The sequence below is a fragment of the Bradyrhizobium sp. JHI2711 genome (assembly GCF_056156565.1).
In genome coordinates this window covers 525834-540821 of sequence record NZ_JBPZPT010000003.1, presented here as the reverse complement: position 1 = coordinate 540821, position 14988 = coordinate 525834, and the positions used below count along the sequence as shown (strand labels likewise).

General features: G+C 65.6%; 18 protein-coding genes. 11 read left to right on the top strand and 7 right to left on the bottom strand.

From position 1 onward, the window contains the following. Positions 1 to 84 precede the first annotated feature (84 nt). On the bottom strand, positions 85 to 603 hold the full coding sequence (locus ACTEK7_RS24845; protein ID WP_074448043.1) for a DUF6101 family protein: 519 nt from the start codon (positions 601 to 603) through the stop codon (positions 85 to 87). A 264-nt stretch (positions 604 to 867) separates the two neighbouring features. Between ACTEK7_RS24845 and ACTEK7_RS24840 the strand changes: the two genes are divergently transcribed. Genes ACTEK7_RS24840 through lpxK form a run of 6 tightly spaced genes read left to right on the top strand, consistent with a single transcriptional unit; the run spans position 868 to position 6401 of the window. After that, positions 868 to 2259 carry a TldD/PmbA family protein gene (locus tag ACTEK7_RS24840; protein WP_036027073.1) on the top strand — a complete coding sequence of 464 codons (1392 nt, stop codon included), beginning with the start codon at positions 868 to 870 and terminating at the stop codon, positions 2257 to 2259. Then, entirely contained in the window at positions 2246 to 3064 is an 819-nt protein-coding gene (locus tag ACTEK7_RS24835; RefSeq protein WP_225147342.1) for a 3'(2'),5'-bisphosphate nucleotidase CysQ, read from the top strand. Before ACTEK7_RS24840 ends, ACTEK7_RS24835 begins: the two co-directional genes overlap by 14 nt. Positions 3065 to 3124: 60 nt before the next feature. After that, complete coding sequence (locus ACTEK7_RS24830; RefSeq protein ID WP_036039955.1) at positions 3125 to 3367, top strand: DUF4170 domain-containing protein; 243 nt, start codon at positions 3125 to 3127, stop codon at positions 3365 to 3367. Further along, positions 3364 to 4083, top strand: a complete 720-nt coding sequence (locus ACTEK7_RS24825; RefSeq protein ID WP_036039958.1) for a lysophospholipid acyltransferase family protein — start codon at positions 3364 to 3366, stop codon at positions 4081 to 4083. Before ACTEK7_RS24830 ends, ACTEK7_RS24825 begins: the two co-directional genes overlap by 4 nt. Further along, positions 4046 to 5392, top strand: coding sequence for a 3-deoxy-D-manno-octulosonic acid transferase (locus ACTEK7_RS24820; protein ID WP_225147343.1), 1347 nt, complete (start codon positions 4046 to 4048; stop codon positions 5390 to 5392). Before ACTEK7_RS24825 ends, ACTEK7_RS24820 begins: the two co-directional genes overlap by 38 nt. Further along, positions 5385 to 6401 carry a tetraacyldisaccharide 4'-kinase gene (lpxK, locus tag ACTEK7_RS24815; protein ID WP_225147344.1) on the top strand — a complete coding sequence of 339 codons (1017 nt, stop codon included), beginning with the start codon at positions 5385 to 5387 and terminating at the stop codon, positions 6399 to 6401. Before ACTEK7_RS24820 ends, lpxK begins: the two co-directional genes overlap by 8 nt. Positions 6402 to 6618: 217 nt before the next feature. Here lpxK and ACTEK7_RS24810 read toward each other — a convergent pair whose 3' ends face one another. The 5 genes from ACTEK7_RS24810 to ACTEK7_RS24790 all read right to left on the bottom strand — a co-directional run bounded on the left by ACTEK7_RS24810 (position 6619) and on the right by ACTEK7_RS24790 (position 9809). Next, on the bottom strand, positions 6619 to 6816 hold the full coding sequence (locus ACTEK7_RS24810) for a hypothetical protein (RefSeq protein ID WP_036009319.1): 198 nt from the start codon (positions 6814 to 6816) through the stop codon (positions 6619 to 6621). 339 nt (positions 6817 to 7155) lie between these two features. Beyond that, a complete protein-coding gene (locus ACTEK7_RS24805) occupies positions 7156 to 7533 on the bottom strand; it encodes a TadE/TadG family type IV pilus assembly protein (protein ID WP_225113339.1) in 378 nt (125 codons plus the stop codon). Further along, entirely contained in the window at positions 7530 to 7970 is a 441-nt protein-coding gene (locus ACTEK7_RS24800; RefSeq protein ID WP_225147345.1) for a TadE/TadG family type IV pilus assembly protein, read from the bottom strand. The genes ACTEK7_RS24805 and ACTEK7_RS24800 overlap by 4 nt, the downstream gene beginning before the upstream one ends. A gap of 74 nt (positions 7971 to 8044) precedes the next feature. Beyond that, positions 8045 to 9340 carry a pilus assembly protein TadG-related protein gene (locus ACTEK7_RS24795; protein ID WP_225147346.1) on the bottom strand — a complete coding sequence of 432 codons (1296 nt, stop codon included), beginning with the start codon at positions 9338 to 9340 and terminating at the stop codon, positions 8045 to 8047. 244 nt (positions 9341 to 9584) lie between these two features. Next, positions 9585 to 9809, bottom strand: coding sequence for a DUF2093 domain-containing protein (locus ACTEK7_RS24790; protein WP_057027643.1), 225 nt, complete (start codon positions 9807 to 9809; stop codon positions 9585 to 9587). Positions 9810 to 10003: 194 nt separating this feature from the next. Here ACTEK7_RS24790 and ACTEK7_RS24785 point away from each other — a divergent pair, with 194 nt between their 5' ends. Together ACTEK7_RS24785 and ACTEK7_RS24780 are read left to right on the top strand one after the other, a co-directional pair. Continuing rightward, positions 10004 to 10798 carry a dienelactone hydrolase family protein gene (locus ACTEK7_RS24785; protein WP_225147347.1) on the top strand — a complete coding sequence of 265 codons (795 nt, stop codon included), beginning with the start codon at positions 10004 to 10006 and terminating at the stop codon, positions 10796 to 10798. Positions 10799 to 10862: 64 nt separating this feature from the next. Continuing rightward, positions 10863 to 11009, top strand: coding sequence for a hypothetical protein (locus tag ACTEK7_RS24780; RefSeq protein ID WP_225147348.1), 147 nt, complete (start codon positions 10863 to 10865; stop codon positions 11007 to 11009). Positions 11010 to 11154: 145 nt separating this feature from the next. Here the strand turns inward: ACTEK7_RS24780 and xseA are convergent, their stop codons facing one another. Then, positions 11155 to 12774: an exodeoxyribonuclease VII large subunit gene (xseA, locus tag ACTEK7_RS24775; protein ID WP_225147349.1), complete on the bottom strand. Its 1620-nt coding sequence runs from the start codon at positions 12772 to 12774 to the stop codon at positions 11155 to 11157. Positions 12775 to 12904: 130 nt separating this feature from the next. Between xseA and ACTEK7_RS24770 the strand changes: the two genes are divergently transcribed. From ACTEK7_RS24770 to ACTEK7_RS24760, 3 genes are read left to right on the top strand one after another with little or no spacing between them, the layout of a single operon-like run. After that, positions 12905 to 13915 carry an alpha/beta hydrolase gene (locus ACTEK7_RS24770; RefSeq protein WP_225147350.1) on the top strand — a complete coding sequence of 337 codons (1011 nt, stop codon included), beginning with the start codon at positions 12905 to 12907 and terminating at the stop codon, positions 13913 to 13915. Positions 13916 to 13917: 2 nt separating this feature from the next. After that, the gene (locus ACTEK7_RS24765; protein ID WP_225147351.1) at positions 13918 to 14439 is read left to right on the top strand and encodes a DUF2306 domain-containing protein; all 522 of its coding nucleotides are present in this window, start codon (positions 13918 to 13920) and stop codon (positions 14437 to 14439) included. After that, a complete protein-coding gene (locus tag ACTEK7_RS24760) occupies positions 14436 to 14987 on the top strand; it encodes a hypothetical protein (protein ID WP_225147352.1) in 552 nt (183 codons plus the stop codon). The genes ACTEK7_RS24765 and ACTEK7_RS24760 overlap by 4 nt, the downstream gene beginning before the upstream one ends. Position 14988: the final 1 nt, after the last annotated feature.

The window sequence follows — 14988 nt, the reverse complement described above, 5'->3', positions numbered from 1 at the left end:
CCACCAACTCCTATCTGCGCGGAAAGCAAAGAGGTGGGTTACGCCCTTCGGGCTAACCCACCCTACGACACCTGTGATTGCCGCCTAATTCCTCGCGATGATCTCGCGCTCGCCCTGATGAACCGGCAGCTCGCGCGCCATTGCGGTGCGCCGGCGCATCAAGAATTTCGGACGGCGGGCGCGGATCGCATTGGCGCGGCGGCGGCGCGGTGCGGGTTTGCGCGCGCCTTCGTCGAGCTGCGGCAGCGCAAAGATCTCGCTCCAGATCGCCCAGGCCTGCGCGATCTCGTCCGCGTCCGCGCTGATCAGTAGCGGGATGGACAGCGAAGGATCGCGATGCACGAGGACGAGCGTCTGCGTCTCGTCATTGCCGCGGAGCGCAACGCCGGTGAAGTCGGCGACGCGCACGTTGATCGCCATCTGCATGCCGCGCACGGCACGGCGCAGCACGACACGCTCGCGATGAAGCTCGATCTGCCTGACATGTCCGTCGGCGCGCGGATCATGCGCATCGAAGCGGACCGGAAGGGAAAGAGGGTCGAGCCGCAGGGAGCGGCTCGACCCGGCGGGGTGGACCCCGCATGTTGCTGTTTGACGCCTCACGGCTTCGTTCTCCCCGCCAGGATTATGTTCCCGGTCGATGCGAGGACCTTAGCGCCGGGCGGTCCGAAACCGCTTAAAAAGGCTGGTTAACCCACCGTCACTCGCTCCTCATGATTGACAAGACCTTGGCGTGCATGATTGACGAGACGTTGCGCCGACGTCGCGAATCTGAGCTTTTGGCGGGCTGAAAATGCTTGAAGTCCGCGCTATCAGGGCACATCTGTGGGTTCCGGTCCCGAACCCCGCCCCAACAGGATTTCGTTCGTGAACTCTTCACCAAGCCCGACGCTTTCGCCTTCCGCCAATCGCGACCTGTTCGATCAGTCCGCGCTCTCCGATCTCGCGCAGCGGCTGGTCGAGGCGGCCAAGCGCGCCGGCGCGGATGCGGCCGACGCGGTCGCGGTGCGCGGCGTCTCGCAGGGCGTCGAGGTCCGCGACGGACGCGTCGAGGAATCCGAGCGGTCCGAGGGCGACGATGTCGGTCTGCGCGTGCTGGTCGGTCAGCGTCAGGCGGTGGTCTCCACCAACGACGTCAGCGGCGATGCCGTCACCAAGCTCGCCGAGCGCGCGGTTGCGATGGCGCGCGTCGCGCCCGACGATAAATATGTCGGCCTCGCCGATCCCGCGCTGCTCGCGCGCGACTTTCCCGATCTCGACCTGCTCGATCCCGCCGTGCCCACGACGACCGAGCTCGAGCGCCGCGCGCTCGCGGCCGAAGCTGCCGCGCTCGGCGTCAAGGGCGTGACCAAGTCCGGCGGCGCCTCGGCCTCATCCGGCATCGGCGGCATGGTGCTCGTCACCTCGACCGGCTTCCACGGCTCCTATCTGCGCTCCAGCCAGGGCATCTCCGCCACCGCCATATCGGGCGAAGGCACCGGCATGGAGCGCGACTACGACTTCACCTCGGCGCCGCATGGCGCCGATCTGCTGTCGCCGGAGGTCGTCGGCCGCTCCGCCGGCGAGCGCACCGTGGCGCGCTACAATCCGCGCAAGGTCGAGACCTGCAAGGTCCCGGTGGTGTTCGATCCGCGCGTCGCCGGCTCGCTGGTCGGCCATCTCGTCGGCGCCATCAACGGCGCCTCGATCGCGCGCAAGACCAGCTTCCTGAAGGACAAGCTCGGCCAGCAGCTGTTTGCGAAGAACATCCGCATCATCGACGATCCCCTGCGCAAGCGCGGGCTGCGCTCGCAGACCTTCGATGCCGAAGGCGTCGCGGTGAAGCGGACCGCGCTGGTCGACGACGGCGTGTTGACGACTTGGCTGCTCGACTGTGCCACCGCGCGCGAGCTCGGCCTCACCACCACCGGTCACGCCCATCGCGGCGTGTCCTCCTCGCCTTCGCCGGGGCCGTACAATCTGCATCTCGAGCCCGGCTCTGCAACGCCGGCCGAGCTGATCGCCGACATCAAGCAGGGCTTCTACGTCACCGACCTGATCGGCTCCGGCGTCAACGGCGTCACCGGCGATTACAGCCGCGGCGCCTCCGGCTTCTGGATCGAGAACGGCGAGATCACCTATCCCGTCAGCGAGGTGACGATCGCCGGCCATCTGTTCGAGATCTTCAGGTCGATGCAGCCTGCGAACAATCTCGAATTCCGCTACGGCATCAATGCGCCGACGGTGCGCATCGAGGGTTTGACGCTTGGCGGACGCTGACGCGCATTCTCTCGACCACACCCTCCTGACCCGCGACGCGGCGCTGCTGAAGGACACGGTGCGGGAGGCGGGCGCGCTGGCGCAGTCGATGTTCCGCACCGAGCTGAGGAAGTGGACCAAGGGCGCGTCCTCGCCGGTGTCGGAGGCCGACATCGCCGTCAACGATCTGCTCGAATCGCGCCTGCGTGCCGCGACGCCCGATTATGGCTGGCTGTCCGAGGAGAGCGCCGACGATGCGGCGCGGCTGTCGCGGCGGCTGACCTGGATCGTCGATCCCATCGACGGCACGCGCAATTATCTCGGCGGCCATGACGAATGGTGCGTCAGCGTCGCACTGGTGGCGGACGCTTCGCCGGTGCTCGCCGCCGTATTCGCCCCGGCCAGCGACGAATTCTTCTTCGCGGTGCGCGGCAAGGGCACGACGCTCAACGACAAGCCGGTGCGCGCGACAGGCGGATCCGAACTCGACTTCGCCCGCGTCGCCGGCCCGAAGCCGCTGGTCGAGCGGCTGAAGCCGTCACTCGGCGAGATCAAGCTGCACCGGCGGATCGGCTCGCTGGCGCTGCGGCTGTGCCGGGTCGCCGATGGCGCGCTGGATGCGGCATTTGCGGGCGGCAACAGCCATGATTGGGATCTTGCGGCGGCCGATTTGATCGTGCAGGAAGCGGATGGTAGGATGAGCGACCTCTCCGGAGAACCCATCCTCTATAACCGCCGGGAAGTGGCGCACGGGGTGCTGGTGGCAGCGGGACGCGAACGTCATGCGGGCATTGTCGCGCATTTTCGCAACCGTCCGATAGCCTAAGGCGCATTCGTGGTGCTTCTCGAACACTGCTTTGCGGGCAGCCCCTTAGGAACAGAACTCATGCCAGATAGCGCCCCGCAACAACTGCTCCACCTCGTCATCGGCGGCGAGCTCGTCGATCTCGAGCACAACACCTTCAAGAATCTGGACGAGGTCGACATCGTCGGCCTGTATCCGAACTATGCCAGCGCCCACGCCGCCTGGCGGGCCAAGGCGCAGAGCACGGTCGACAATGCGCAGATGCGCTACTTCATCGTCCACCTGCATCGGCTGCTCGATCCGAATCAAGAACCGGCGCGTTGAAGAAACTGCTTCGCAATACGCTGCGAAGCAGCTGGTTTCAGCGTGCCGTCGGGGTCCTGGCGGCCGAATATCTGCGTCTGGTCTGGCGGACCAACACCTTCACCTTCGATCCGCCCGACGTCTACGAGCGCGTCGAGCCGCAGCTCCCTGCGATCTTCGCGTTCTGGCACGGCCAGCATTTCCTGACGCCCTTCATCAAGAACCAGAACAAGGCCTCCTATCGGGCCAAGGTGCTGATCTCCCGGCACCGCGACGGCGAGTTCAATGCCATCGCCGCCGAGCGGCTCGGGATCGGCACGATCCGCGGTTCCGGCGACCATGGCGGCGCGTTCCACCGCAAAGGTGGCGTCGGCGCCTTCAAGGAAATGGTGCGGACGCTCCAGGCCGGTTGTAATGTCGCGTTGACCGCCGATGTCCCCAAGCGCTCGCGCGTGGTCGGGCTCGGCATTATCATGCTGGCACGGGAATCGGGACGGCCGATCATGCCTTTCGCGATGGCGACCAGCCGCTTCGTCCGGCTCAAGAACTGGGATCGCACCACCATCAATTTGCCATTCGGGCGGGGCGCTTTGGTCGGCATCAAGGAAATCCACGTTCCCGCAGATGCCGACGCCGCCATGATGGAGACGTTGCGGCAGGAGCTGGAAGACACGTTGAACGAGGCGACCCGTCGCGCCTATGCGCAGCTCGGCCGTCCGGGACCGGAAGATGCCTAAGTCGCTGCCCATTGCGCTGCCGATCACGCTGCGGATGTATCGGCGCCTGGCCGCCGGCCTGGTGCCACTCGCGCCTGCGCTGATCAAGCGGCGGCTGAAGCAGGGCAAGGAGGATCCCGCCCGCGTCGGCGAGCGGCGCGGCCTGTCCGCCGACGTGCGGCCGCACGGCCCGTTGGTCTGGATTCATGGTGCCAGCGTTGGCGAGGTCCTGGCGGCGGCCGCCCTGATCGAGCGCCTGCGCGATCTCAATCTGCGCATCCTGCTCACCTCGGGCACGGTCACCTCGGCCGCGGTCGTCGCAAAACGCTTTCCCCCCGACGTCATCCATCAATACGTGCCGTATGACTCGCCGCGCTACGTCGCGCGCTTCCTCGATCATTGGAAGCCGTCGCTGGCGCTGTTCATCGAATCCGATTTGTGGCCGAACCTGATCCTCACCGGCGCGGCGCGCCGGGTGCCGATGGTGCTGATCAACGGGCGGATGTCGCCGCGTTCCTTCCCGCGCTGGCGCCGCATGCACGGCACCATCTCGGCGCTGCTGTCGCGGTTCGACATCTGTCTTGCGCAGTCGAAGAAAGATGCCGAGCGCTTTGCCGCGCTCGGCGGCCGCGACGTCGCGACGACGGGCAATCTCAAGCTCGACGTGCCCGCGCCGCCGGCCGATCCCGCCAAGCTCGAACGGCTGATGGCGATGACGCGGGGGCGGCCGATCATCGTCGCCGCCTCGACCCATCCGGGCGAGGACGAGATGCTGGTCGCGGCGCATCGCAGCCTGGTCGGCTTCTTCCCGCAGCTTCTCACCGTGATCGTGCCGCGGCACCCGGATCGCGGCTCATCGATCGCAGGCCTCGTCACGGCGTCGGGCCTGAAGCCCAGCTTGCGCTCGCGCGAGGAGCTGCCGACCGCGACGACCGACGTCTATGTCGCCGACACCATGGGCGAGCTCGGCCTGTTCTATCGGCTCTCGGGAATCGTGTTCATGGGCGGATCGCTGATCCACCATGGCGGGCAGAACCCGATCGAGGCGATCAAGCTGGGCGCCGCGATCGTCCACGGTCCGCACGTGTTCAACTTTGCCGACGTCTATGAAGCGCTCGATACCAGCGGCGGGGCGCGGCAAGCCGACACGCAGGAGGCGCTCGTCAAGCAGCTCGGCCAGTTGCTGGCCGATCCCACCATGCGCGACAAGATGCAGCGCGCAGGCACGGGCGTGGTCGAGCAGCTTGGCGGTGCGCTCGATCGCACCATGACCGCGCTCGAGCCGTATCTGCTGCAATTGCGGATCGAGATGGGGGCCGCCAATGCGTGAGCCGGCCTTTTGGTACCGGCCACGCTCCCTTCAATCGTACGCGCTATGGCCGCTCGGTGCGCTTTACGGCGCGTTCACTGCACGGCGCATGCTGCGCCAGGGCGTGGACGCCGGCATCCCCGTGATCTGTGTCGGCAACTACCATGTCGGCGGTGCCGGCAAGACCCCGACCGTGCTGGCCTTGACCAAGCTCTTGCGCGAGCTCGGCGAGACGCCGGTCGTGCTCAGCCGCGGCTATGGCGGGCGCCTGAAGGGTCCGGTGATGGTGGACCGCGAGCGTCACGATGCGGCCGACGTCGGCGATGAGCCCCTGATGATGTCGCGTGACGTCCCGGTCGTGGTCGCGCGCGACCGCCTCGACGGCGTCGCGCTGGCGAAGTCGCAAGGTGCCACAATGATCCTGATGGATGACGGCTTCCAGAATCCTGCTCTGTTCAAGGATGCCTCGTTGATCGTGATTGACGGCGAGCGCGGCCTCGGCAACGGCGAGGTGTTTCCCGCAGGGCCCCTGCGCGCACCGCTCGCGGCGCAGCTCGCGCGCACCGATGCGCTGGTGCTGATCGGCGACGGCAATGCCGCCAACGACGTCGCGGCGGAGATCGCCAAGCGGAACAAGCCCGAGCTGCGCGCGCGCCTGAAGCCGGATGCGGCCTCGCTCGCGCAGCTGCTCGGCAAGCGGGTGTTCGCCTTCGCCGGCATCGGCGATCCAGAGCGTTTCTTCCGTACCCTGCGTGCGAGCGGGATCGACGTCGTGCGCACGCGCGCCTTCGCCGACCACCACATGTTTTCGGACGGCGAGATCGCAGCGCTCGCAGCCGAGGCGCAGCGCGAGCAGCTCACGCTGGTGACCACGGAAAAGGATCTTGCACGCTTGCGCGGCCGCGCAGGCGTGCCTGACGGCATCGTGCCGTTCGCCGTTCAGCTCGAGTTCGATGACTTGGCGAAGCTGCGGCAATTGATCAGCGATCATCTATACAGAGCGCGCGAGCGAAGGTTCAGTGCGCGCTGAGACGACGCGGCGGCTGTACTCATGTCGAAGTCGGAATCATGTCTGCAACGAGCCATGCTCACCACGCGCCGGCGGCCATCAATCCGATGATGGTGAGGCACGACATGCAGGCGACGACGACGGTGTAGCATTCGGGTGTATTCATTGCCGTCTCCCAAACTGTTGCCAATTGCTTGGTCGCTGCTACGCGGGAGTGATCGCCGGTCTTGGAGCCGCTTCAATTCGGCAGGCCGAGACCGGTCTTGCGGTGCGGGTCCGTTCTCTCATCGTCACTCAGCGTCGCGGGATAATGATCCGCTGCGACAGCTTCAGCGCGCTCAGCTGCGATCAGAAGCTGTTTGCGCATCTCAGCGAGACGGGCGCGGCAATATTCACGATAGAGCAGGTCGAAAATGGCGGGCATGATCACCCCCATCGCTTGATTGTCGATTTACAGATATTCCACCGCGAATTTTCAAGGTGATCGTCGCCCGTCAGATGGCTCTTCGATATGAGCCCGTTCACAGACCGCGCCAATTCCAACGCTCGATGGCTGTTTGGTTGACCTGATCGTCTGTGCGATAAAAAGAACAGGGCCAATTACCTAACCTGCACTATAGCAGTGCTTTGTTTCAGCAGAACTTCATCAAACAACTCTAGGGCGCGGAATTGCAACAAAGAATCCAACCACAGGGCGAAACGACTCACCCACGGCTGCAAGGAATGTAGAACGCAAGCGATTGGCATGGCAGAATCCATTTTTCTGTCGGCGACCTCAACTCGGGAAGCAGGCTCGCGCGGTCAGCGTGATCGGAGACAGGTTGATGATCTGCGGAAACTCGAATGAATAGCTCGCGCTGACCTGGTTGCCGCATGCGGCCGTGGCAAAGGTGAATGTCCCCGGGGGGAGCGTGAGGCCGTAGGCCTGCTGGGCAGCGTAGGTCGTGATCGCGCTGCTGCTCGGGCAGAGCGTGTTGTTGACGCTCGCGCAGCGCGCCGCCATTTCGCTGCCATGCTGGATTCCGAGCTGAGTCCAGAACAGCAGCCCGCATTCGATGATCCCGAATATGAACAGGAAGAACACGGGAGCGGTCAGCGCGAATTCCAGCGCCGTGGTGCCGCGCGTGTCCCGCCATAATGCGGTGAGCTTCACTGCAGCCTCGTGGTGGACTGCGCGGTGTACGTGTATGTGGCCGCCACGATCTGATAGTCGATGATCGTATAGTACGTCGCTTTCGCCGAGACCGTCGTATATGTCCCGGCCGGCGCACCGCCGGTGCAGACCGTTCCGCAGCTGGTGGCGCTCACGCCCGCACTCGTTGGACATCCGCAGAACTGGACCGGCGGAGGTGAAGCGGTGATGTTCGTCGCGCTGGTGGCACTTGCGACGGCGTTCGCGATGCCGCTCGTGTCGAAGCCGCGCGCAATCGCGTACTGGGCTCCCGCTTGCGCGGCATTTTCGACCTGCATCTTGCGATAGAGGGCAAGCCCGATGTCGGTGACCGAGACGACCATCAGGGACAGCAGGGGAACCAGGATGGCGAATTCGGCTGCCGCGACGCCCCGTTGATCGCCGGCAGCGATTCGCACATGCCGCGCCAGAGAACCAAGCAATCGACGGCCAAGCTTAAATGAGAACCTCCGGATCTGCATCGCTCCAAACCTCATTCGACGAGCTGCGCGGTTTGCGAACCGATCGTCGCGGTGCCGAGCGCGGTGCAATTGACCTGCAGGTTCGACGTGCCGCTGAACGTCAGCGTATCCGCGATGATCTTGGTGCAGGATGTGCTGGTGCCGTTGCCGCCGCTGAAGCTGAGATTGGCCTTTGGCAGGTAGATGGCACCGCCGAAATTCTGCGTAGCACCGCCGGTGAGATTGAAATTGGTCCCGGCCGGCATGTTGCGGTCGCCGTACATGACGATGCCCTTCGTCGGGCCGCTGGTCGGCCCGGTCAGGTCGACGGTCGCGTTGCTGCCGATTGAGGCGGTGCCCCAGTCGCTGCCGGAGCCCGTGAACACCAGGGTGACGCCGCTGCCGGTGATGGTGGCATTTCCGGCGACGCTCAAGCTGGCGCCGTCCAGATAGTAGATGCCGGGATTGAGGTTCAGGACTGCGCCGGCGTTGACCGTGATGCTGCCCATGTAGCAGCCGGGGTCGAGCGAGTTCGTCTTTCCGTTGGCGTTGACCGTGATCTTGGCATTGCTGCAGCTCGGCCGCGTCGGCGGAGAGACGTCGGCATAGGGATCGGCGACAGGCGTGATGTGCGTCTTGATGCCGTTGGCCGCCGTGATGCTGCTCGCGCCGGAGACGTCGCCAACCACGCCGACCTGGTTCGCCGCGACCGAGGCGCTGCCGGCGACGTTGAGCGAGGGGCTTGCGCTCGAGTTGCTGTAGAGATTGCACTTGATCAGGTTGAGCTGGTTGCCGCCGCTGACATTGACGGCGGGGCTTGCGCTCCTGTTGAGCGCAAGGACGCAGCCCGTCCCGGAATTGGGCAGGGCGACCGAGCGCGCGGTGATTGGTACGCGATCCGAGCCGAACAAGGCCGATAGCAGCCGCCGCTGCGGTTGACTGACGATGACTTCGATGGCCTGTGCGTTCGACGCCTGACTGCCTGTTTTCGGTGGCTGGTTCACCGTAACAGTGACGTCGTTCGCGCCGTCGGTGTAACCATAATTTGCCGCGACCGCCTTGGCTTCGGACCGGGGGTCGCCGCCTGCACTGGCAGCCGTCGCAGCGCTGACTGCGCCGGAATCTGCAACGCTCTGCATGTTCTTGTGCTTGTAGTACCACCAGCCCACTTCCGTTCCGAGGCCGGCGGTGCCGACCAGGACCGGCATGAGCAGCGCAGAAATGAGCACGTAGCTGCCCTGCTCGTCGCGGATGAACCGTTCGAGCAAATGATCCCTTGCGCTCGAAGGTACACCGAACGAACGGCTGAAAATTCTCCGGAGGTCCATGCTTCCTGCCCGCTTGCCACTTTATCCCGAGGCAATGTGGTGCGGGCCGGCTTAAATGGGCCCCAATGGAAGCCTGACAATTTTAGATATCGGCGAACATTCAGCCGGCATTCATGGCCGCAATCTTATTGAATGAAGCCGCATCCAGGAGAAGTCAGATGGAATTGCACCCTGCAATTGTTACCGCCAGCATTATAGGTCTGCCGGTTTTGCCCGTGCTACGGGAGTTACGAGGGCCGAAGAATCACGGCTGCTTCAGCGTGCCGGGAAAATGCCGCTGCAGCACCGCGGTGGGCGTGGCATAGGCCTCCTGCAGATCGACGCTCCAGTACTTCAGCTCGTCGAGCGGGATGCGGACGTCGGTGATCGCGCAGCGCACGAAGGTCCCCGGCGAGATCACGCGGAAATCGCCGTCGAGATATTGCACCTGCGCTTCGCCATGGCCCGAGGGGCCGAACTTGTTCAGCACGGTCGAAAGTCTCCGTGGGAGGCCTCTCCATGGAAAACCGTGGAAGGCACGATGTGTTGGACGGGATGTAGCATAGATGGGGTGGCTTGTCCGCCCGTTAAACCCACCGGTTCGTGATGATTTGCCGCCGTTTTCGCATGATAAGGCTTCGGTCGAAGGGGCGCCGGTTCCGGCAGCTCCTGCCGCAGAGTCCGATGCGCCTTCGCCTCGCCGCTTTGTTCCTGACGCTGCTGATGTCGGCCGCGCACGCCGCCCCGGCGCCGCAGCCGGTCGAGATTCCGCTCGCCTCCGGGGTGCTCCATGCGCAGCTCTACAAGCCCGCGGGCGAGGGACCGTTTCCGGCCGTGATCGCGCTGCACGGCTGCGGCGGGCTGAGTAGCCATTCCGAGCCCGTGCTGCCGCGCTATCGCGACTGGGCCGAGCGCCTGCTCAAGGCCGGCAATGCCGTGCTGCTGCCCGACAGCTACGGCTCGCGCGAGCTCGGCCCGCAATGCCGCGTCAAGGAGATGCACGTCAAGGCGCGGCGCGAACGCGTCGCCGACATCGCGGCCTCGCGCGCCTGGCTGATGCAGCAGGCTTGGGTGGCGCGGGACCGTGTCAGCGTGATCGGCTGGGCCAATGGTGCGAGCGCGCTGCTCTGGGCCGTGCGTCCGCAGAGCGCGGGGCGCGATCCCGGTCCGGATTTCCGCGCCGCGATTGCGTTCTATCCGGATTGCCGGATCTCGGCGGGCCTCGGCTGGAGCACGCGGGTGCCGACGCTGGTCTTGATCGGCGCCGATGACGAGGTGTCGTCGCCGCCGGCCTGCCGCCAGATGGTGGACGGCGCGCGCGGCCGCAGCGCGCTGGCGCGCATCGTGGTCTATCCCGGCGCCGATCACGATTTCGACCGCGCCGGCGCGCCGGTGCACGCAGCCGCCGCGCCCGAGCACGGAGATGCCGAAGCCCGCGCCGCCTCGCAGAAGGACGTCGCGCAATGGTTGGCGCGGTGATGGTGGTGCCGTAGCACGTGCCCGCGCCATCATTCGACCACGATGTCGATTAAACGCATCTCACATGCATGGCCGCATCACGCTCTTCGCCTCCGCCCTGGTCGTCTTCACCGTCGCGATCCTGCTGTTCGAGGCCCACGCCGGCCCCCACCGCGCGCCGGACCATTGCGGCTTCTGGACCACGATCGAGGCGGGATTGTCGTGCCGCTGAAGTAGATTTGAATGGGCGACGCGCTGTCGCCACATCGTCATTGCGAGCGCAGCGAAGCAATCCAGAATCCCTCCGCGGAAGCAGTTTGGATTGCTTCGTCGCAAGGGCTCCTCGCAATGACGCGGATAGAGCCTGTCCTCCCTCCTCAGAACAAGCTGCCCTGATCCACCGGCTTGGCCACGCGCCTCGGCGCCGGCTTGGTCTCCGCAGCCGGCTTCGGCTGCGCCGGCGCGCGCCTCTCCGCGGGCGCCGGCCGATCCGCATCCGCGGTCGCGCCGACACGGCCGTCCGCGAACTCGATCTCGACCCGCGCGCCAGGACCGACGCTATCTGCCGCATGCACGGGATGGCCGGCCTCGTCGCGCACCAGGGCAAAGCCGCGCGCGAGCACGCTGCGATAGGACAGCGCGGAAAGCAGCTTGCCGCTGTTCTCGACCCGCGCCTCCAGCCGGTGCAGCAGCGTCACAAGCGCGCGCTGCGCCCGCTCAGTCAGACGATGGGTGCGCTCGCGCTGGCGGGCAATCGCATTGCGCTGGGCCTGCGCATTCGCAAGCTTCGAGGCGCGCAGGCGCACCTCCAATCCCGCAAAGCGGTCGCGCCGCTGCCGCAGCAGCGAGCGCGTGGAGAGACCAAGCCGCTCGCCGCACACGGTGAGGCGATGATCGGCCTGCGAGATCTGGCCGTGCAGCACGCGCAGCGTCAGCTTCGCGCTTGCGGCGGTGAACCTGCGGAAATGCGCATGCGTGTTGGCCTTGAGGCAGCGGGGCAGGGACGCGCCCGCCGAATCCAGCCGCTGCCGCGGGATCGCCAAGAGATCGCCCGCCGCCGGCAGCGCGCGCGCCGCGGCACGCAGCTCGCTGCGGCGGCTCTCCTGGGCACGTTGCCAATAGGCGCGGGTGCGGCGGGCGAGATCGCCCACCTCGACGAACAAGTCGCTGCGCACCGGCACCGCCATCTCGGCCGCCGCCGTCGGCGTCGGCGCGCGCTTGTCGGCGACGAAATCGATCAGCGTGATGTCGGTCTCGTGCCCCACCGCCGAGATCAGCGGGATCATGCTCTCGGCGGCTGCCCGCACCACGATCTCCTCGTTGAACGACCAGAGGTCCTCCAGCGAGCCGCCGCCGCGCGCGACGATCAAGACGTCGGGCCGCGGAATCCGGCCGCCCTCGGAGAGCGCGTTGAAGCCGCGGATCGCGGCCGCGACCTGCTCGGCCGAGCCGTCGCCCTGCACCTTGACCGGCCACACCAGCACGCGGCGGGGGAAGCGGTCCTCCAGCCGATGCAGGATGTCGCGGATGACGGCACCGGTCGGCGAGGTCACGACGCCGATCACCTCCGGCAGCCAGGGCAGGAGCTGCTTGCGCGCCTCGTCGAACAGGCCCTCGGCGGCGAGCTTCTTCTTGCGCTCCTCCATCAGCGCCATCAGCGCGCCGATGCCGGCCGGCTCCAGCGCCTCGATCACGATCTGGTATTTCGAGGAGCCCGGATAGGTCGTCAGCTTGCCGGTAGCGATGACCTCGAGCCCCTCCTGGGGCTTGAAGCGCATGCGGCTATGCACGCCCTTCCAGATCACCGCCTCGATCTTGGCGCTCTCGTCCTTGAGCGCGAAATAGCAATGGCCGGAGGAATGGGCCCCGCGAAAGCCGGAGATCTCGCCGCGTACGCGGACATGGCCGAAGGCGTCCTCGACCGTCCGCTTCAGGGACAGGGACAGTTCGGAGACGGTGAATTCGGGCGCGTTGAGCAGTTGTTCCGCAGGCGGCATAGCAAACGATTCGGCATTTCGGGGTCAGGCCCGACGTTAAGGATTTTCGCCGGCAAGCGCCAATCCCGGGATTGATTGGAAGAGTACTCTGTAATATAGAGTTCTCTGAGGTTGGTTGAAGGGGTGGGTCATGGCGAGGCAATTGTTGCGTGGTGCGCTGAGCTTGCTGAAATGGGGCCTCTGTGCGGTTGGCGCCGTGGCGCTGCTTCTGACCGCCTTGATCGCGACGCCGCTGCAGCGGCCAGCCGAGCTGCGCTCGGTCTCGGACTCCGCCAAGGGCATCGACTGGTCCACGCTGCCGCCGCTCGAGCGCTTTCAGGCCCGTGACGGCACCTGGCTCGGCTTCCGGCACTATGCGGCCAAGGGGACCGCGACGGACCGCGGCGCCATCTTCATCCATGGCTCCTCCGGCTCCTCGGGCACGGTCAATCACGCTCTGACCGCAGCGTTCGCAGCCCGCGGCGTCGAGACCTGGGCGCTCGACATCCGCGGCCATGGCGGCTCCGGCACGCGCGGTGATATCGGCCATGTCGGCCAGCTCGAGGACGATCTCGTCGATTTCGTCGCGCATGTCCGCAAGAACGCGCCGGACCTAGCGCTGACCTTGGTCGGCCATTCCGCCGGCGCCGGCTTCTCGCTGCGGGTTGCCGCAACGCCGATCATGCAGGACATGTTCGTGCGCACCGTGCTGGTTGCGCCCTATCTCGGCTATGACGCGCCGACCAACAAGCCGAATTCCGGCGGCTGGGCCAATCCCGATATTCCGCGCCTGCTGGGCCTTGCGGCGCTGCGCAAGCTCGGCATCGATTGCTGCGCGCAGCTTCCGGTGCTGGCCTTCGCGGTGCCGCCGAATTCGGAGCGAATTTTGACGGCGACCTATTCCGACCGTCTGATGCGCAATTTTGCAACACGCGGCTACCGGCTCGATCTGCCCGGTGTGACGCATCCGATGACGATCTTCGGCGGCGCTGAGGACGAGATGATGATCTCGGACAAATATACGGACACCGTGCACGCGGTGAAGCCGTCGATCGACGTGAAGATCATCGATGGCGTCAACCACATGGGCATGGTCGCCAACCCGAAGGCGGTCAATGCGATCGCCGAGGACGTCGCAACGCGCGGCATAGCCGGGAGCTGATCATGATAGCGCATTTAACCCCCGCCGGTGCGATCCACGTGGTGCTGGCGCTGATGTGTCTCGTTGCCGGGCTAATTCAGTTTCTGCGGCCGAAGCGCGGTGCAGGCCATCGCGCGCGCGGATACTTCTATGTCTACGCGATGCTGGCCTCCGACGCCGCAACCTTGCTGGTCTACCGGTTCACCGGTCATTTCAACGCGTTCCATGTCGCCGCAATCGTGAACTTCACCCTGATCGTCCTCGCCATCGTGCCGCTGCTGCGAACGCCGCGACCGGCGAACTGGCGAAGGGCTCACTATAATTTCATCGCCTGGTCCTATGTCGCTCCCGTGTCGGCGGCGATCACGAACATCGCGTCACGATTGCTGCCCGTGACGACGCGGGAGCAGGTCGCATTGATCGCGCTCGCCGCGTCGCTTGTGACGATGATGGTCGCCTATATTCTGATCCGGAAGCATCAGCCTCCAGTGGATGCACCAGCGATATCCACCGGGTTGGTCGAGCGGAGCGGAGCGCCATCGTGATCGACAGCAAGCAGGCCTCCGAAGCGCTGACCGATATCGAGGACACCGTCCGCCGCGTGCGGCAGTCGCGGATTTATGAAGTCTCCAGTCTCGCACTCTTGATGTGGGGCGTGTTGGCGTTCGTCGGCAACATCTCTGGTTGGTTCTGGCCGCGCTACGGGCTCTATGTCTGGTTCGCGGTGTACGGGGTGTCGGCCGTAGGCTTTGTCGCTCTCGGCGCCTATCACCGCGCGAAGAGCCGCGTTCGCGTGTTCGACGGGCGCTATTTTCTGACATTTCTGCTGATAGTCGCCTTTGGCATCTTCGTCTGCTATTTCGGTCAATTCACGCCCCGCCAGCAGACGGCGTTCTGGCCGATCTACATCATGCTGTTCTACATGATGGCAGGCGTCTGGTTCGGCACTGCCTTCCTCGTCATCGGTGCCACCATCGTTGCGCTAACGCTGATCGGCTATTTCTACATCCCCGGCCCATCGCTGCTGTTGTGGATGGCTGCCGTCAACGGCGGCGGGCTGACCCTCGGCGGGCTCTGGATGCGGTGGAGCTAGC